Source organism: Spiroplasma endosymbiont of Nomada ruficornis (genome assembly GCF_964030795.1).
Classification (GTDB): Bacteria; Bacillota_I; Bacilli_A; order Mycoplasmatales; family VBWQ01; genus Spiroplasma_E; species Spiroplasma_E ixodetis_A.
Genome location: NZ_OZ034962.1, coordinates 996,838 through 1,016,055 on the forward strand (window position 1 = coordinate 996,838; position 19,218 = coordinate 1,016,055).

Annotated in this window: 19 protein-coding genes and 1 pseudogene; 9 read left to right on the forward strand and 11 right to left on the reverse strand. The window is 24.7% G+C overall.

The window, feature by feature from the left end:
- Positions 1-337 precede the first annotated feature (337 nt).
- Complete coding sequence (locus AAHM79_RS06080) at positions 338-1,645, forward strand: hypothetical protein (protein ID WP_342257366.1); 1,308 nt, start codon at positions 338-340, stop codon at positions 1,643-1,645.
- Between the two features lie 46 nt (positions 1,646-1,691).
- Here the strand turns inward: AAHM79_RS06080 and AAHM79_RS06085 are convergent, their stop codons facing one another.
- The 5 genes from AAHM79_RS06085 to ptsP form a co-directional block, all read right to left on the reverse strand.
- Positions 1,692-1,928, reverse strand: a complete 237-nt coding sequence (locus AAHM79_RS06085; protein WP_342257367.1) for a hypothetical protein — start codon at positions 1,926-1,928, stop codon at positions 1,692-1,694.
- Between the two features lie 3 nt (positions 1,929-1,931).
- On the reverse strand, positions 1,932-2,174 hold the full coding sequence (locus tag AAHM79_RS06090; protein ID WP_342257368.1) for a hypothetical protein: 243 nt from the start codon (positions 2,172-2,174) through the stop codon (positions 1,932-1,934).
- Between the two features lie 201 nt (positions 2,175-2,375).
- Complete coding sequence (locus AAHM79_RS06095; protein ID WP_342258242.1) at positions 2,376-3,035, reverse strand: alpha/beta hydrolase; 660 nt, start codon at positions 3,033-3,035, stop codon at positions 2,376-2,378.
- Between the two features lie 378 nt (positions 3,036-3,413).
- On the reverse strand, positions 3,414-3,923 hold the full coding sequence (locus AAHM79_RS06100; RefSeq protein ID WP_342257369.1) for a PTS glucose transporter subunit IIA: 510 nt from the start codon (positions 3,921-3,923) through the stop codon (positions 3,414-3,416).
- An 84-nt stretch (positions 3,924-4,007) separates the two neighbouring features.
- The gene (ptsP, locus tag AAHM79_RS06105) at positions 4,008-5,732 is read right to left on the reverse strand and encodes a phosphoenolpyruvate--protein phosphotransferase (RefSeq protein ID WP_425289557.1); all 1,725 of its coding nucleotides are present in this window, start codon (positions 5,730-5,732) and stop codon (positions 4,008-4,010) included.
- Positions 5,733-5,942: 210 nt separating this feature from the next.
- Here ptsP and AAHM79_RS06110 point away from each other — a divergent pair, with 210 nt between their 5' ends.
- Positions 5,943-6,893 (forward strand): IS30 family transposase, encoded by a 951-nt coding sequence (locus tag AAHM79_RS06110; RefSeq protein ID WP_338979395.1) that lies wholly within the window; start codon positions 5,943-5,945, stop codon positions 6,891-6,893.
- Between the two features lie 81 nt (positions 6,894-6,974).
- Here AAHM79_RS06110 and AAHM79_RS06115 read toward each other — a convergent pair whose 3' ends face one another.
- Positions 6,975-8,357: an MFS transporter gene (locus AAHM79_RS06115; protein WP_342257371.1), complete on the reverse strand. Its 1,383-nt coding sequence runs from the start codon at positions 8,355-8,357 to the stop codon at positions 6,975-6,977.
- 456 nt (positions 8,358-8,813) lie between these two features.
- Complete coding sequence (locus AAHM79_RS06120; protein ID WP_342257372.1) at positions 8,814-9,764, reverse strand: IS30 family transposase; 951 nt, start codon at positions 9,762-9,764, stop codon at positions 8,814-8,816.
- A gap of 200 nt (positions 9,765-9,964) precedes the next feature.
- Between AAHM79_RS06120 and trxA the strand changes: the two genes are divergently transcribed.
- From trxA to AAHM79_RS09660, 4 genes and pseudogenes are all read left to right on the forward strand, one after another.
- Positions 9,965-10,306, forward strand: a complete 342-nt coding sequence (gene trxA / locus AAHM79_RS06125; RefSeq protein ID WP_199188855.1) for a thioredoxin — start codon at positions 9,965-9,967, stop codon at positions 10,304-10,306.
- A gap of 10 nt (positions 10,307-10,316) precedes the next feature.
- Positions 10,317-11,141 (forward strand): HAD family hydrolase, encoded by an 825-nt coding sequence (locus AAHM79_RS06130; RefSeq protein WP_342257373.1) that lies wholly within the window; start codon positions 10,317-10,319, stop codon positions 11,139-11,141.
- 775 nt (positions 11,142-11,916) lie between these two features.
- On the forward strand, positions 11,917-12,081 hold the full coding sequence (locus AAHM79_RS06135; RefSeq protein WP_342257374.1) for a hypothetical protein: 165 nt from the start codon (positions 11,917-11,919) through the stop codon (positions 12,079-12,081).
- Between the two features lie 18 nt (positions 12,082-12,099).
- Positions 12,100-12,555 (forward strand): annotated as a pseudogene (locus AAHM79_RS09660) (IS30 family transposase); the annotation flags it as partial.
- Here the strand turns inward: AAHM79_RS09660 and AAHM79_RS06140 are convergent.
- Positions 12,504-12,776 carry a hypothetical protein gene (locus AAHM79_RS06140; RefSeq protein ID WP_342257375.1) on the reverse strand — a complete coding sequence of 91 codons (273 nt, stop codon included), beginning with the start codon at positions 12,774-12,776 and terminating at the stop codon, positions 12,504-12,506. The pseudogene AAHM79_RS09660 and the gene AAHM79_RS06140 sit on opposite strands and share 52 nt — an antisense overlap.
- 268 nt (positions 12,777-13,044) lie before the next feature.
- Between AAHM79_RS06140 and glpO the strand changes: the two genes are divergently transcribed.
- The 3 genes from glpO to glpK are packed head-to-tail and all read left to right on the forward strand — an operon-like array spanning position 13,045 to position 16,543.
- Positions 13,045-14,157, forward strand: coding sequence for a type 2 glycerol-3-phosphate oxidase (gene glpO, locus AAHM79_RS06145; RefSeq protein WP_342257376.1), 1,113 nt, complete (start codon positions 13,045-13,047; stop codon positions 14,155-14,157).
- Between the two features lie 18 nt (positions 14,158-14,175).
- Complete coding sequence (locus AAHM79_RS06150; RefSeq protein ID WP_338956732.1) at positions 14,176-14,949, forward strand: MIP/aquaporin family protein; 774 nt, start codon at positions 14,176-14,178, stop codon at positions 14,947-14,949.
- A 25-nt stretch (positions 14,950-14,974) separates the two neighbouring features.
- Entirely contained in the window at positions 14,975-16,543 is a 1,569-nt protein-coding gene (gene glpK, locus AAHM79_RS06155; protein ID WP_342257377.1) for a glycerol kinase GlpK, read from the forward strand.
- An 820-nt stretch (positions 16,544-17,363) separates the two neighbouring features.
- Here glpK and AAHM79_RS06160 read toward each other — a convergent pair.
- From AAHM79_RS06160 to AAHM79_RS06170, 3 genes are all read right to left on the reverse strand, one after another.
- A complete protein-coding gene (locus tag AAHM79_RS06160) occupies positions 17,364-18,164 on the reverse strand; it encodes an IS30 family transposase (RefSeq protein ID WP_342258243.1) in 801 nt (266 codons plus the stop codon).
- Positions 18,152-18,313, reverse strand: coding sequence for a helix-turn-helix domain-containing protein (locus AAHM79_RS06165; protein ID WP_342257378.1), 162 nt, complete (start codon positions 18,311-18,313; stop codon positions 18,152-18,154). Before AAHM79_RS06165 ends, AAHM79_RS06160 begins: the two co-directional genes overlap by 13 nt.
- Positions 18,314-18,399: 86 nt before the next feature.
- Positions 18,400-19,068 carry a hypothetical protein gene (locus AAHM79_RS06170; RefSeq protein WP_342257379.1) on the reverse strand — a complete coding sequence of 223 codons (669 nt, stop codon included), beginning with the start codon at positions 19,066-19,068 and terminating at the stop codon, positions 18,400-18,402.
- Positions 19,069-19,218 lie beyond the last annotated feature (150 nt).

Below are 19,218 nucleotides of genomic sequence, written 5' to 3' on the forward strand. Positions count from 1 at the left end.
AAATAAACCCTAAAATTTTGCTGAATTATACTTGCACTTACAAGTATAATTCAGCATTTTTATAATTTTTCTTTTAAACAAGAGTTTTTTATTATGAAAATGAAATTAATATACCAATTAATTCTAAAAACAATTCATAAATTTTTTTAGAATTCCTTATGAATTAAAAAGCAAATCTACCAAAATAAAAACTTTACCATCCTTTAAAATTCGTTGTAGAATTTCACTAAAAGTACTATAATATAAATAACGATAGTTTAATATCGTTATAATTTTAATAATGATATAAACTTTATATCTTTATTAAAATTATATATTAACTTTAAAGGTATAAAATATGAGAAAAACAATAAATATTTTAACAGTTGGTATTTTTTCACTAGCAACAAGTACCACTATTTTAACTAGTGTGAATCACTTTAATACTAGCAAAAATGATTTACAAAAAGCAAACGCCACAGCTAATCAAACATCATTATTTAATAATCAATATCAATATTTAAATAATAGTGACTGAATTACTAACCAATCAACAACCGATCATAAATTTTATAGTTATGATACTTCAGCATTAAAAAGTTATACTTTTACCAATGCTAGAAACGTCTTCTTAGTAGATACAACTGGAAATCTAGTTTATAATACCAAATTTACTATTCCTAATAAAGATAAATCAGATATTGAAAATACAAAACAAGAAATGATTACCAAGAAGAAAGTAACATCACTTAAAAGCAATCCTAATTATTCTGATGCTTACAATTTTAGCGAATATCAACAAAATAATTTTATTGGTGACAATAATTGAACATATTTACAATTTGGTGGTCTTGAACAAAATATTGATATTTCTAACATTGCTGGTGCTTCTAAAATTGAAAATAATAACAATCTTAGTGAGAACTTAGGATTATATTACATTGCTGATGCTGCTATTAATAATAAAATTTCTTTAGCAATAGCTTATAATATCAGCCAACAATTCATTAATAAAAGCAGTTTAAACAAACTAATTAGTAACCAATTAACAAATAATATTATTAACTTAATTGTTGAAAATACTAATATCTTTAACTTTATTAAAAATTCACCTCTTTTCCTAAATATAAAAGATTACTCATTAAATTTTATTTTTGATAATGATAATAACTTAGTAGCAATTTACTATACAAAATGAAATGTCCAAAATATAAATCAAAATATTAACTATCATTATAAAGAAGACTTTAGCAATATTAATAAAAATGATTGATTAAAAAATAGTGATCAACAAATCGTTTTAAATTGAACTAAATATGCAAAAAATTGAGAACAATTTTCACAACTTTATCCTAAATTTAATTTTAATGATTCTAAACTTTCAATTAATAATCTGGGTACATATAAAGAAAATAATAATCTTACTGGTGATACTAATAATATTACTACTAATAAAAATATTAAATATGAACTACAAAATCCTTATAATGTTGTAGCAATTTCTGATCTTATTATTCAACTTCCAATTATTGATCTTTATGTATACCATGATGATAATAATATTTATTATCAATGAAATGCACGTGTTACTTCATCACCAAATTTAATTGCTGGTTGTAGTTTAGCAATTGATTTAGATAATATTAGTTTTCAATTTAAAAAATAATTAAAATTAATATATAAAAAATAGTGCCTTAATTAAGGCACTATTTTTACAATGAATGTTGTCTTACAGTACTTTGATTAGATGCTGATGATTGGTTTTCTGCCATTTGATTAGAATTATTAATTAAATATTCTTCGTGAATTTCTAAACACTCAACTTTAAGCTTTTCAATTCTTTTTAAAAATTCAGGATTATTAGATGTTTGATATTTTCTAGCATTACGTCAATTATGCTCTTTACCTGTGACATCTATTTTTTCTTTTACTTCATTAAGTTCTGACATAATTTACATTAATTGTTTAATATTAGGATTTGTTTTTGACTTCTCCTCGTTTAATTGTTGTTTAATATATTGTACTAGTCCAGCTGTTTGCATATAGGCAGGAGTACCTACAGAATCTGAAATATCACCTAATATTTCTTTTTTAGTTTTATCAATTCTTCTTTCTACTTCAATTTTATTTTCAATTTCTTCTAATAAACCTTCAATTCTATTCATTAATTCTTTTTGATCTGCAATAATATTCATAATTTTTATCTTCCTTTTCACATAGAATTTTAATTTAATAAAAACTATTATAGTTAAATTACTATACTAGGTATGAACAATTATTAAATTATTAAATTATAAATACTATTATAACTATAAAGTAAAAATTACTCAATCAACTATTATTTACTATTTTTAAATTTTCTAATTATTTTTTTGATCTAATAACATAAATAATCATTATATATGTTCTTTTTCTATTCAAGTTAAAACATCTTCTAAAATAATATTAATATTGGGTTCATTTAAAATCGCATGATTACCTTCTTCATAAAAACTATAAGTTATCCCCTGTCTTCAACGTTTATTATTTTTTTCAATTTTATCAAAATCGGCAAATATATCTTTTGCAGATTGAACCATCAAAACCGGACATTTAGCATTATTAAGATTTTTTGGTACTTGTTTACTTAATTTTTGTGCTTGTAAAGAAAATAATAATGTAAATTTCATATTAGTCATTGCTCTAATTTTCCCTTTTTTAATATAATTAGAGTTAATAGAAATTGTTTCCATATCAAAAGTAATAGGTAATGGATGATGTTTATAAAATAGAAATCCTCAAATTGCATGACAAACTAATGAAGGTTTTATTTTAAATATTTGTTTCTTAGTAACAAAATTAGTTAAAATTGCACCATCAATCATTTTTGGTAATCTTTTAATTGCTAATGCTGTTAATGCTGAACCTAATGATTCACCCATTAATAAAATTTTTTTATTAGGATAACGTTCATTCAAAACCGTTATAATATCTTTAATATCATTAATAGTTGTTCCTAAAGTATGATATTTTCATTTTTCATTTTCTCCTCAACCTCGTTGATCAAAACTTAAAATGAAATACCATGTTTAGTAAAAAACTTAGCAGCTGTTTTAAAGTCTGTTAAAGAGGCACCCATACCATGAATACCAATAATAATATATTTACTATTATCAACAAATTTAAATTAAGTATGTAAAAAATAGTTATCCCTAGTAATGATTCCCTCATTACTTCATTGTGGAAAATGACGATTCAGTTCTCAGTGATAATCAATATGGAAAATTTGATAAATTCTATATAAAATATAAAGTATTATTAACATAGCTAAAACTACAATAAGTACTACTCATCAATAATGTTGCCAAAAATTATCCATAATAAATGATACCCTCCAATAATATATAAATACTTACTAATATTTTATCAAATTAATTTTGTTTTAATAAAAATATTTATTTCTTAGTGACTTCAGCAATTAATTGACCAACCGTTACTTGTTCATCATCTTTTACTACTTGCTTTACAACATAACCTTCCATTGTTTGATTAGTGAAAACAATTGGTGTTGTTACTTTTTTACCTTTATTCTTAACTTCTTGTAAATTAGCAACTACCATTACTTCTGATTTTTTAATTGGTTTACCTTGTTCAACTTTAATATCAAAGCCCTTACCAGCTAATTCAACAGTATCAATACCAATATGAACTAAACATTCAATACCTGTATTTACATCTTTAATACCATAAGCATGTCCTGTATTAAATACTGTTGCTAATTTTCCATCAAATGGTGATACAAATTCAACTCCATCTTTATCTTTATATTCAGGAATAATAGCAAAACCAGTCCCTAACATTTCCTGAGCAAATACTGGATCTTCAACTTTACTAAGGTTAATAACTTTACCAGTAACTGGCGCATAAATTAATAAAGGTAATTGTTTTTTTTTCTTGAAAAACATATGTCGATTCTCCTCAAAATTATGTAAATTAGATGTTTATAAATTTAACATTAAATAATGTCACTTTAAAAATAAATAATATTTTTATTTTTTTGATAAAAATTTTTCTACTAATGATTTAACTTCTTCATTGGTTTCACATTGTAATGCTTTTGATGCTAATATTTCTGTATCCTTTTTATTTAAAGTACTAATAATTTTTCTAGTTTCTAAAACACTAGATGCAGACATTGAAAATTCATCTAGCCCTAGACCAACTAGTAGTGGAACAGCAATTTTATCACCAGCCATTTCACCACACATGGCAACAGGACGATTATATTTATGCCCACCATCAATTGTCATCTTAATCAAACGTAAAATTGATGGATGATATGGTTGATATAAATAAGACACTTTTTCTGACATACGATCAGCGGCTAAACTATATTGAATTAAATCATTAGTTCCAATTGAAAAGAAATCTGCATATTTAGCAAATATTTCGGCATTAACTGCTGCTGCTGGAATTTCAATCATCATTCCAACTTGAATATCATCACTAACTTTAACTTTTTCTTTAATTAATTCTTTTTTGCAAGTTTCATATAATGCTTTAGCTGCTTGAAATTCTTCAACAGTGGCAATCATTGGAAACATAATAGCTAATTTACCAAAAGCTGAAGCACGAATTAAAGCACGTAATTGAGTTTTAAAAATATCTTTACGATCTAAACACAAACGAATGGCACGATAACCAAGGAAAGGATTCATTTCTTTTGATAAATCTAAATATGATAATTCTTTATCACCACCAATATCTAAAGTTCTAATAACAACTTTATTTTTAGTAGCAGACAATACTTTTTTATATTCTTCAAATTGAATATCTTCACTTGGAAAATCACTACTTTCCATATAAAGAAATTCACTTCTAAAAAGTCCTACTCCTTGTGCATCATATTCAATTGCTTTAATCATATCTTTGGGTGAACCAATATTTGCTTCTAACTTTACTTCATGATTATCACTGGTTTTAGTTAATTTACCTTTAAATACTAATAATTCTTTTTGTTCTTCAATTCATGCGCTTTGTTTAGCAACTCATTTATTTTTTTCACTACTATTTAAATCAATTTCAATTTCACCAGTATTACCATCTAATACACAAAATTGATTATTTTTTACTTTTGTAGTAACATTTTTTAACCCAAGAACTGCTGGAATACCAAGACTACGAGCCATAATTGCTGCATGAGAAGTTCTACCACCAATATCACATAAAAATCCTTTAACAAATTTAGGATTCAATTGACTTGTTTCTGAAGGTGTTAGATCATGACTAACAATAATTGTTTCTTCTTTAATTGCACTTAAATCAATAGTTTTAATATTTAAAATTTTACGTAAAATTCGATCACGAACATCAATAACATCAGCAGCACGTTCACGAAAATAATCATCATCCATTGCTTGCAATGTTGCAATTGCTTTATTAGCAGTACTTTCTAAAGCATTAGCAGCATTATATTTTTCTTCTTTAATTAACTTTTCAGTATCTTCAATTAATACTGGATCAGTTGTTACTAAAAAATGAGCTTCAAAAACAGCGGCTTTTTCTTCACCTAAAGTTTTTGTTGTATTTTGGATGAGTTGTTTAATTTCATCACCTGCTATTTTTAAGGCATCATGTAACTTTTTAACTTCTCCTTCTATTTCTTTTTCATTAATTTTTTTAGGATTAGTTTTGATAGTTTCATGTTTTAAGATTAATGATTTGGCTAGAGCAATGCCATTACTAGCACCAATACCTTTCATTTTTAACATTATATATATATTTCACTCCTTATAAAATATGTTTATTAATAGTCTACTAAATTATAATAAAAAAAATGAAATATTGTATAAAATATTTATTATAATTTAAACTTTTTGTGCTGAATTATACTTGTAAGTGCAAGTAAATAAAATTGCAAAAAATTCTCATATAAAAATTTCATAATGCTAAATTTAGTTTAGAAAAAATTAAGGAGTTTTTATATGAGTTATAAACATCTTGGCATAGATGAAAGGATTTATATTGAGAATCAATTGAAATTTAAATTTAAAATTAGTGAAATAGCTAAAAATCTTAATCGAAGTATTAGTACTATTATTCGAGAAATTAATAGAAATAAAGATAATAATCATTATTTTTCATTAATTGCACAAAATAAAGCTGAAAATCGAAAACAATCACATATTAGTTTTCATAAGTTTAAAAATAAGAATTTAGTAAAATATGTACAACAAAAATTACTATTAGGTTGATCACCTGAACAAATTTATGGCAGAATTAAAAATTTTCATAAAGAGTGAGTTATTAGTTTTAAAACAATTTATACTTGAATTTATTTTGGAATGCTTGATAAAGTTACTAGTAAAAATTTAAGAAGAAAAGGTAAAAAACGAAAATCTAAAGAAAATCGTGGCAAGTTTAATGGTAAATCAATTAAAGAACGAGATATAAATGTTAATGATCGTATAACACTTGGTCATTGAGAAGGAGATACTATAGTATCATCACGAGGTAAAAGCAAATCATGTTTAATAACTTTAGTTGAAAGAGTATCACGATTTACTTTAGCAATATTAGTTAAAAACAGAACTACTAAAGTTATTAATAAAAATGTCAGTTATTATTTATCAATTCTTCCTAAAAACATTGTTAAAACTATTACTTTTGATCGTGGCAAAGAATTTTCAAATTGACAACAACTTGAAAAAAATTTAGATGTAAAAATTTATTTTGCCAATCCATATTCACCTTGACAAAGAGGTACTAATGAAAATACTAATGGTTTAATTAGAGAAAAATTTCCTAAAAAATTTATTTTTTCAAAAACTAATAAAAATGAAGTTCATAAATTTATATTGTCTTTAAATCAAAGACCGAGAAAAATACTAAATTATCTTTCACCAATCGAATATTTGGATAGAAAAATAATTTAGTTGCACTTACCTTTACAATTTAGGATCATTTTAAATAAAAAAAATTAGCACCCTTATTATGGTGCTAATCTAATAATATTTTTATAATATTTTATTATCTTGATTTTTTGTTCATAGTAAAGCTAATGAAATAATAGCAGCAGCAATACAACCATAAAAGTAATAAAATACATAATCTCAGTTTTCATTACCAATACCAGCAATTACTACTTTTGAAAAAAGAGCATCACCAAGAAAATAACCAGATAATCCTGTAAATCCTGAAGCAGTAGCAGCTGCTTTCTTATTTGTTAGTTCAATAGCAGTAGCACCAATCATCGCTTGTGGCATATAAATACCAAAACCAGCAATCATTAAAGCAGTAATAAGCATAGGCATATTACCACGAGGAGCAACTTGCAATAAAACTAGTCCACAAAGTGCAATTAATAATCCAAATATCATTAATGGTGCTTTACGATTATTAAAAAATCACTTAGCAAAATATGCTGCAGAAATACCACCAAATAAACCAGATAATTCAAAACAGGCAGCAAATCATTTACTGTGTTTTAAATCTAAGCCATGAATATCTTTCATTAAAATTAATGTTCATCCTGCCAGTCCTTGTCGTACAACATATACTCAAATATTAGCAAATGCTAATATTCATAAAAATTTATTTTTTAAAATATATTTTACAAAAATTTCTTTTCAATTAAGTTCTACTCTTTCTTCTTTATGTTCTAGAACACCTTTTCATTTTTCAACAGTAGGTAACCCTTCTGCTTCGGGGCGATCACGCAATCCTCATAAACATAATGGAATCATAGCTAAAGCAAAAATACTAGGAATTCAAAAATATAAACCATAAATTGTTCCACCCGGATCAAGTAATGTTACTAAAGAAATAACAACAACCGGTAATAAAGCAGCACCAATATTTTGTCCTGAGTTTCAAATTCCAATACGTCCCGAACGTTCTTTATCAGTAAATCAATGAGAAAATAGTCTAGCTGTAGCTGGTCAGCCCATGCTTTGGAAAACAGCTAACATCGCAATCAAACTCAACATCATTACAAATGGGCCAACACTAATTTTAGTTCCAGCAAAAGCAACTACACCACCCATAATAATATTTAAAATAGAAGAAACAAATAATCCAAAAATCATGATTACTCTTCCTGAACTACGGTCAGCAACATTTCCAACAATAAATTTAGCACCACCATAAACAACGGCAAAAATTGTTCCCATTAAAGCATACTCCAGTTTAGTTATGCTACCATTGCTTTCTAAAGCAGAACCCGCTACTGTATACGCTTGACGAGTAAAGTAGTAAAGAATATATGATAAAATGCTAAAACCAAAAACTTGATTACGTAAAATAATAAATTTTTTATTAACTTGCTTTAAGTCTTCACTAAAAATTTCTTTTTTTGCAGGTGGCTTAAAAACACATGCAAGTCTATTAAAAACAGACATTTTTTTTACTCTCCTTCTAAAAGGATGCATAAATTATAGTAACCCAAATAACCTGCTCTTAAAAACTTAATATAAACATACTTTAACACATAGGTTTTTACAATTTTTGTTTTTGTGGAAAAATAAATAATATTAAAAATTAAAAAATAACTCTCTACCAAACTATTTTTTTGAAATACCATAAATAAATATTAACTCTACACCTTTTAAAATTCATTTACATTTATTTATTAAACAGTTTTGTAAAATGTACTAATAATTTATTTTTCCCCTTCTCAAATTGTTTAGTCCTAACCTATATATTTCAGATTATAACAGATATATTCTAAAATTGAAAAGATATTTCTTTAATTTTAAAAAAAATAATTTACAATTTTCTTATGAATTTATTCTAAAAAAATTATAAATTTTTATATAGTAATAACTAAAATTGCTAAATTGTAAAGGTAAGTGCAACTAAATTATTTTTCTATCCAAATATTCGATTGGTGAAAGATAATTTAATATTTTTCTCAGTCTTTGATTTAAAGACAATATAAATTTATGAACTTCATTTTTATTAGTTTTTGAAAAAATAAATTTTTTAGGAAATTTTTCTCTAATTAAACCATTAGTATTTTCATTAGTACCTCTTTGTCAAGGTGAATATGGATTGGCAAAATAAATTTTTACATCTAAATTTTTTTCCAGTTGTTGTCAATTTGAAAATTCTTTGCCACGATCAAAAGTAATAGTTTTAACAATGTTTTTAGGAAGAATTGATAAATAATAACTGACATTTTTATTAATAGCTTTAGTAGTTCTGTTTTTAACTAATATTGCTAAAGTAAATCGTGATACTCTTTCAACTAAAGTTATTAAACATGATTTGCTTTTACCTCGTGATGATACTATAGTATCTCCTTCTCAATGACCAAGTGTTATACGATCATTAACATTTATATCTCGTTCTTTAATTGATTTACCATTAAACTTGCCACGATTTTCTTTAGATTTTCGTTTTTTACCTTTTCTTCTTAAATTTTTACTAGTAACTTTATCAAGCATTCCAAAATAAATTCAAGTATAAATTGTTTTAAAACTAATAACTCACTCTTTATGAAAATTTTTAATTCTGCCATAAATTTGTTCAGGTGATCAACCTAATAGTAATTTTTGTTGTAAATATTTTACTAAATTCTTATTTTTAAACTTATGAAAACTAATATGTGATTGTTTTCGATTTTCAGCTTTATTTTGTGCAATTAATGAAAAATAATGATTATTATCTTTATTTCTATTAATTTCTCGAATAATAGTACTAATACTTCGATTAAGATTTTTAGCTATTTCACTAATTTTAAATTTAAATTTCAATTGATTCTCAATATAAATCCTTTCATCTATGCCAAGATGTTTATAACTCATATAAAAACTCCTTACTTTTTTCTAAACTAAATTTAGCATTATGAAATTTTTATATGAGAATTTTTTGCAATTTTATTTACTTGCACTTACAAGTATAATTCAGCAATTAAAAAAATTATTTTATCGTTTAATGTTTTAAAAATTAAAACTAATGATAGAATTAAACCATAAAATAAATTAAAAGAAAAGGTAGTGAACACATGCATAATGAAAGCAAAATACAACATATTAATTCTATAAAAGAAGTTGAGCAACTTTTACAATCAAAAAAAATAACAGTAATTGATTTTTCAGCAGAATGATGTGGTCCTTGTAAAATGTTAGGGCCAAGATTTGAAAATGTTGCTAATGACGAAAAACACAAAAATATTAATTTTATTAAAGTTGATGTTGACAAAGCTAAAGAACTAGCAAAAGATTATGAAATCCAATCAATTCCAACATTAATTTATTTTAATAAAGAAGGAAAAGAAGTTAAAAAAACTTTTGGTTTAGTTTCTGAAAAAGATATGACTAATATTATCGAAGAAATAGGAAAATAAGGTATTTATAATGGCTATTAAATTAATTGTTCTTGATCTAGATGGAACTTTATTGAAAAGTAGATGAAAAATTCATCCTAAAAATCTAATTGCAATTCAAAAAGCATATCAAAAAAATATTAAAGTTATTATTGCAACAGGAAGAGCACCAAGTTCAACCATTGATATTGCAAAATCATGTTTAATGCATGAAAAAACCGGTCATATTATTTGTTATAATGGTGGTAACATCCTTGATATTACTAATGATAATAGATTAGATATATTGTATGAAAAATCATTAACAAAAGAACAAATACAAACAATAGTTAAATTTGCTAATAAAAATAATTTAACAATGTGAGGATATAGTACCGATAATAAAACAGGCTTAATTAATCGCAGATCACTAAAAGTTAAAATTATGGAAAATTTTAATAACCTACCAACTAAACAAATTGATGAGAATACCGATGAGGGTATGTATAAAATTTTATTATTTTGTAAAAAGAAAAAACAAGTTAATACAATTTTAGAACAATTAAATACTATAAAAGATTTAGAACTTGCTACTTCTTCTCATAGTGTTATCGAAATGAATCAAATTGGTGTTAATAAAGCTGCTGCTGTACAATTTTTATGCAAAAAATGAAATATTACTCCTGATCAAGTACTAGCTTGTGGTGATGGTATGAATGATTATAAATTAATAAAATGGGCTAAATATGGTATTGCAATGCAAAATGCTCATCCTAATTTAAAAGAAATAGCATATGATGTTACTAGTAAAAATACTTGTGGTGGTGTTGCAAAAGCTATCGATAAATATGTATTTCCTAAATCAGAGTTTGAATAAATAATAGTTTAATTTTCTAATATAGTTTATTATCAAATATAACTTTAAAAATGCTGGACAATTACCAGCATTTTTAATTCAATATCTTTTATACTGAAATAAATATTTTTCAAATTTGCATTCTTTTAATATAAACTAACTATTCATTGAATTATTAAAAGTAGCTTTATCTAATACTATAGAAAAAATAAGACTATCATTATAAAAAAATGAATCTTCACCAATTCAAAATTTAATGTAAATACCAGAAGAATCATTTCAAATAAAAACAGATGAATTAATATATGCATGTCACATAAAACAACTTACAGAAAAATTATTTTGAATTTTAGCAGAATTATCAATCGCTTCTGTTATATCTTTTGTGCTAATTTTAATATTATGTTTTTGAGTACTTTGACTTGAATCACTAGCAGAAATAAAAGAATTATTATCAAAGCTGATACTAGGAAATAAAGTAGTAAAATCATCCCAAGATTTAGCATAGTCAGTTCAATTTGAAAATATATTTTTTTGCTCACTATTATAAACATTTGTAGAATATGTTCCATTATAATTAGTAGTATAATTAAAATTTACATTTTGTGTAATATTATCATTTTTAAATTTATTATAATAAATTTCAATTAAATTATTATTATCAAAAATATAGTTGGGACGGTAACAAAAATTACTATTAGGTTGATCACCTGAACAAATTTATGGCAGAATTAAAAATTTTCATAAAGAGTGAGTTATTAGTTTTAAAACAATTTATACTTGAATTTATTTTGGAATGCTTGATAAAGTTACTAGTAAAAATTTAAGAAGAAAAGGTAAAAAACGAAAATCTAAAGAAAATCGTGGCAAGTTTAATGGTAAATCAATTAAAGAATGAGATATAAATGTTAATGATCGTATAACACTTAGTCATTGGGAAGGAGATACTATAGTATCATAACGAGGTAAAAGCAAATCATGTTTAATAACTTTAGTTGAAAGAGTATCACGATTTACTTTAGCAATATTAGTTAAAAACAGAACTACTAAAGTTATTAATAAAAATGTCAGTTATTATTTATCAATTCTTCCTAAAAACATTGTTAAAACTATTACTTTTGATCGTGGCAAAGAATTTTCAAATTGACAACAACTTGAAAAAAATTTAGATGTAAAAATTTATTTTGCCAATCCATATTCACCTTGACAAAGAGGTACTAATGAAAATACTAATGGTTTAATTAGAGAAAAATTTCCTAAAAAATTTATTTTTTCAAAAACTAATAAAAATGAAGTTCATAAATTTATATTGTCTTTAAATCAAAGACCGAGAAAAATACTAAATTATCTTTCACCAATCGAATATTTGGATAGAAAAATAATTTATTTGCACTTACCTTTACAATTTAGCATTCAGCATGCTGAAGTATCATAACTGTAAAATTTATAATCGGTTATTGATTGGTTAGTAATTCAATCACTAGTACCTAAAATATTTCATTGATTATTAAATAATGAATTTGTAGAATTCTTTATTGATGATTTATTTGTTAAGCTACTGTTATTAACAATATTATCATTAATACTATTAATAACAGTATTACTTGTTAAAGTTAATGTTGTTAATGTACTTAAAGTAATTAATAATTGTTTCATTCATATACCTACCTTTTAAATAATACAATTTTAATAATTAGATATCTTTTTATATATACTCATTAAAATTATAACGATATTGAATTTATATCGTTATTTATAATATAACACAAATTTTTCTTATTTTTTTTAATAAAATCTCATTTAAAAATGTTTAAAAATTAATCTAATATTTTGAATTAAGTTAATAATAAAAAAATATATTATAATTCAACTATACACAGATAGAACTTTTGTTCTTAATGATGTTTAGAGAGAGGTGAAAGTAATGGAATTTGATTTTGATGTGATTACTATTGGTGCTGGTGTTATTGGTGCTGCTATTAGTGATGAATTATCAAAAAGAAACTTAAAAGTAGTTATTTTAGAAAAAAATTTAAGAATTGCCCAAGAAACATCAGAAGGAAATTCTGGAGTCATTCATGGTGGATTTGATCCAACACCAGGAAAACTAAATGCTAAATTAAATCTAGAGGGCAGAAAATTATATGAAAATGATTGATTTAAAAATTTAGATTTTCCATGAAAAAAAATTGATTCTTTAATACTTGCTTTTAGCAAAGAAGAAAACTCAGAAATACAAAAATTATATGCACGTGGTATTACTAATGGTATTGCTAAAAAAGAATTATCAATATTAACAAGAGAAGAAGTAATTTCATTAGAACCTAATGTTAACCCAAAAGTTACTAGTGCACTACTTTGTTCTGCTTCATATGCTGTTGATCCAGTATTATTAACACAATCTTTAATTAATCGCATGATTAAAAATAAAGGACAACTAAAAGTTGATCATCAAGTAATTAATATTGAAACATTAAATTCAGGTTTTCGAGTTACTTGTTTAAATAATCAAAAAAAAGTAACTTTTACTTCAAAATATATTATTAATGCTGCTGGTCATTATGCTGATGATATTGCAAAGTTAATAAATTGTCAAGATTTCACTTTAAAAACTAGAAGAGGACAGTATTGTATTCTTGAAAAAACCGAAAATCATATTATAAATAATCACATTCTATTTATGATACCTACTATTCATGGTAAAGGAGTAATAGTTGCTCCAATGCTTGATGGTCATATCTTGGTGGGTCCTACTTCTCATGAAAATGTACCGAAAAGTGATACTAGATTAATTACAATTGAAGATATTGAACTTATTAATAAAATTGGTCTAAAAATTATTCCAACTTTAAATATTAATAAAACTTGTAAAGTAATTAGTGGTTCACGAGCAATTTGTGTTGAAACTGATGATTTTTTCATAAAATTTGCTAGTAATAATCCTAACTTTATTAATGTTGCTGGTATTAAATCACCAGGTCTAAGTTCAGCACCAGCAATTGCTTTACTAGTAGCAAATATGATAAAAAATATTTAATTTAAGGAGGAAAATATTATGCCAGAAGTCTCACAAGTAATTATTGGTGAACTATTTGGCACATTTATCCTAATTTTACTAGGAAATTGTGTTGTTGCCAACGTTTTATTAAAAAAAACAAAGGGAGAAAATAGCGGTTGGCTTGTTATTTGTACTGGATGAGGATTTGCTGTTGCTATTGCTGCAATGTTAAGTGGAATTTCAGGAGCACATTTAAATCCAGCTGTTACTATTGGATTATGAGTTGCTAATAAAAAAACAGCTTTTATTGGGGAAAACTTCTTTTATATTCCATTTTATATTTTATTTCAATTTTTAGGTGCAATGTTAGGACAATTAGTTGTTTACTTAGCATATTTTAAACAATATAACATTACTGAAGATAATAATAAAATTTTAGCAACTTTTGCAACAGCTCCAGCCGAACGTAGTTATATTTGAAATACTATAACAGAAATTATTGGAACATTTATGCTAGTTATGATTGTTTGTGCTACTATTGGTATTAAAAATTTAGTTATTAATTCACAAATATTTAATAGTGGTTCTGCGTTTATTACTGGACCTGCGACTGTTGGTATTGGTGTTATGGTTATTGGACTTGCTATTGGTGGACCAACAGGTTTTGCTATTAATCCAGCTCGAGATTTAGGACCACGAATTATTCATGCTATTTTACCAATAGCAAATAAAGGAAGTTCTGATTGAAAATATGCTCCAGTTCCTGTTATTGGACCAATTTTAGGAGCAATTATTGCTGGTGGTTTAATTCAAGTAATTGAAATACTTTAATAAAAGTACAGAAAGGATAAATAATATGTCAGAAGAAAAAAAATATATTATGGCATTAGATGAAGGTACATCTAGTTGTCGTACTTTAATTATTGATAAAGAAGGAAAAATTACTGGTATCCATCAAATTGATATACCTCAGCATTATCCCCCTCAATCAGGTTGAGTTGAACATGATGCACTTGGAATTTGAAATAATCAATTAACAACAATGCAACAAGCTTTAAATAAAAGTAATATTAAATCTAATCAAATTGAAGCAATTGGTATTACTAATCAACGTGAAACAACAGTAGTATGAAATCGTGATACAGGTTTACCAATTTATAACGCTATTGTTTGACAAGATCGCAGAACAGCAGATTACTGTGAAGAATTAGCAAAAAAAGGATGAAAAGAAAAAATTCATAAAAAAACCGGCTTAATAATTGATTCTTATTTTTCTGCTACTAAAATAAAATGAATTTTAGATAATGTTAAAAATGCACGTGAATTAGCAAAAAAAGGAAAACTAGCTTTTGGTACTATTGATAGTTGATTAATTTATAAAATGACAAATGGTATTGAAAATAATGTTGAAAAAACTAAACATGTTATTGACATTACAAATGCTTCACGAACAATGTTATTCAACATTAATACTAAAAAATGAGATGAAGAATTACTAGAATTATTTAATATCCCTAAAAATATGTTACCAGAAGTAGTTCCCAGTTCAGGTAAAATTGGAACTACTTATAAAGGAATGTTATTCCAAAATGATGAGCAAGAAATTCCTATTACTGCTGCAATTGGTGATCAACAAGCTGCATTATTTGGTCAATTATGTTTAACACCTGGTGAAATCAAAAATACTTATGGTACTGGTTGTTTTATTTTAATTAACATTGGAAATACTCCTCTTTTTTCAAAACAAGGTTTACTAACGACTATTGCTTATCAAATATCAGGCGAAGAACCAGTTTTTGCTTTAGAAGGTTCAGTTTTTATTGCAGGGGCTGCTATTCAATTTTTAAGTGATCAATTACGAATGTTATATCGTTCCGATGAAAGTCTATGATATTCACAAATTGTTGATCCCAAAGAAGAACAACGTATTTATGTAGTACCTGCTTTTGTTGGTTTGGGTGCCCCTTATTGAGATTCAACAGCACGTGGCGCTATATTTGGTTTAGAACGTGGTACGAAGCGTGAACATATTGTTAAAGGTACCATTGAATCATTAGCTTACCAGTCACAAGATGTTATTCTGGCAATGAAAGCAGATGTTAAATTAAATAAAGATTTAAAAGATTTAAAAATTAAGATTAAAGTTGATGGTGGAGCAAGTAATAATTCATATATTATGCAATTCCAAAGTGACATTAGTCGTACTAATTTAATTAAACCTAAAAATACTGAAACTACAGCAATGGGTACTGCTTACTTAGCAGGACTTGCAATTGGATTTTGAAATATTAATGATATTAAAAAAATAAATAAAATTGAAAAAGAATATAAACCAATTATGACAGAAAAAAAAGCAGAAACTTTTTATAAGGGTTGACAAGAAGCAGTTAAAAGAACACGTGGTTGAACTACTTCTATTAAATAAAAATAACTGAATTGACAGTATAAAATAATTAAGTAAATTTACTTAATTATTTTATTTTGTTTTTTTAGTTGTTAAGAATATAAATCTAATTCATCACTTAAAGTAAATACTACGCCAGCAAACTCTTGTGAAATATCTGAAGAAGAATCATTATTATCAAAGAATAAAACATCAAAATTAACTTGAATATAATATTGTCGTTTTTTGCCATTATCATAATCGTCATATTGATTATTAAATTGAATATTTCCAACTCCATATAAATATAAACTAGAATATCAATCTTTTACTGCTTTTTTAGAAATACGACATTTAATACCTGAATCATTTAAATATTTTTCAATAACAAAGAATAATTTATTAAAATAAGTATTATTTAATTCAGAAAGAATTTTAACATTTTTTATCTTATTAGTATCATTTGAACTAGGTATAGTAGTATATTAAGGTCAATAACCATTATAAGCATTTACTCATAATCCTCAAAATTGTGTATGATAATTAGTTCAATAACTAGCTGCAAATGTTTCAACTATAATTTTACTTGCAAAATGAGGTTCGCTGAATAATATAGGTAATGGTCTAACATTTTGAATCATTGATGCTACTGCTGCATATCGACCTTCAGCACGTCAAATTGCAAGATATTTATTATTTTTTCTATCATTTCAAAATTCTGTGGGTATTGCTTTTCTTAAAATACCAGTTGCTGCTCTTTTTTGTTCTTCGGCATCATATTTATAATTAATTTTAACTATAAAATTTAATTCTTCTTTTACTTTACTATTTTTTGTTGGCTAAATTGTAAAGGTAAGTGCAACTAAATTATTTTTCTATCCAAATATTCGATTGGTGAAAGATAATTTAGTATTTTTCTCGGTCTTTGATTTAAAGACAATATAAATTTATGAACTTCATTTTTATTAGTTTTTGAAAAAATAAATTTTTTAGGAAATTTTTCTCTAATTAAACCATTAGTATTTTCATTAGTACCTCTTTGTCAAGGTGAATATGGATTGGCAAAATAAATTTTTACATCTAAATTTTTTTCAAGTTGTTGTCAATTTGAAAATTCTTTGCCACGATCAAAAGTAATAGTTTTAACAATGTTTTTAGGAAGAATTGATAAATAATAACTGACATTTTTATTAATAACTTTAGTAGTTCTGTTTTTAACTAATATTGCTAAAGTAAATCGTGATACTCTTTCAACTAAAGTTATTAAACATGATTTGCTTTTACCTCGTGATGATACTATAGTATCTCCTTCTCAATGACCAAGTGTTATACGATCATTAACATTTATATCTCGTTCTTTAATTGATTTACCATTAAACTTGCCACGATTTTCTTTAGATTTTCGTTTTTTACCTTTTCTTCTTAAATTTTTACTAGTAACTTTATCAAGCATTCCAAAATAAATTCAAGTATAAATTGTTTTAAAACTAATAACTCACTCTTTATGAAAATTTTTAATTCTGCCATAAATTTGTTCAGGTGATCAACCTAATAGTAATTTTTGTTGTACATATTTTACTAAATTCTTATTTTTAAACTTATGAAAACTAATATGTGATTGTTTTCGATTTTCAGCTTTATTTTGTGCAATTAATAGAAATAATGATTATTATCTTTATTTCTATTAATTTCTCGAATAATAGTACTAATACTTCGATTAAGATTTTTAGCTATTTCACTAATTTTAAATTTAAATTTAAATTGATTCTCAATATAAATCCTTTCATCTATGCCAAGATGTTTATAACTCATATAAAAACTCCTTACTTTTTTCTAAACTAAATTTAGCATTATGAAATTTTTATATGAGAATTTTTTGCAATTTTATTTACTTGCACTTACAAGTATAATTCAGAATTTTGAATTTCTTTTTCCTTTTCTTTTAATTTCTTTTCAAGTCTTTCTAATTTCTCTTTTAATAATTCAATTTTATGATTAGGCTTTATTTCATTATTATCTTTTTCATTTAATTGTTTTTTTAATTTTTCAATTTCTTTATTAGCTTCTTCTAACTTATTTTTTAGTTCTTGTAATTTTTCATTATCACTACAGTTTTTAATTTCTTCTTTTAATTTAGATACTTCTTTATTAGCTTCTTCTAATTTAATTTCTAATTCTTTTATTTTTTCATTATCATTAGCATTATCAATTTCTTCTTTTAATTTTTCAATTTCTTTATTTGCTTCTTCTAATTTAATTTCTAATTCTTTTATTTTTTCATTATCATTAGCATTATCAATTTCTTCTTTTAATTTTTCAATTTCTTTATTTGCTTCTTCTAATTTAATTTCTAATTCTTTTATTTTTTCATTATCATTAGCATTATCAATTTCTTCTTTTAATTTTTCAATTTCTTTATTAGCTTCTTCTAATTTAGATTCTACTTCTTCTTTAGCCTTACTAGTTTCATCTAATTTAGATTGAACTTCCTCTTTTTCTTGAGTAATCTTTTCTAGTTGCTTTTGTAAATCTTCTACAGAAATATTTTCTTCATCACTATTATCCATTAATTTTTTTCTCCTTCTATATATGTTAAAAATAACATTTTTTATAATCTGATTTTTAATTAAATTTAAAAATAAAAATATCAGAATAGTTCTAATTTATATTAGTGGTTTCCTTGTACCAATATTAAGATTCATCAAAAATATAATTTT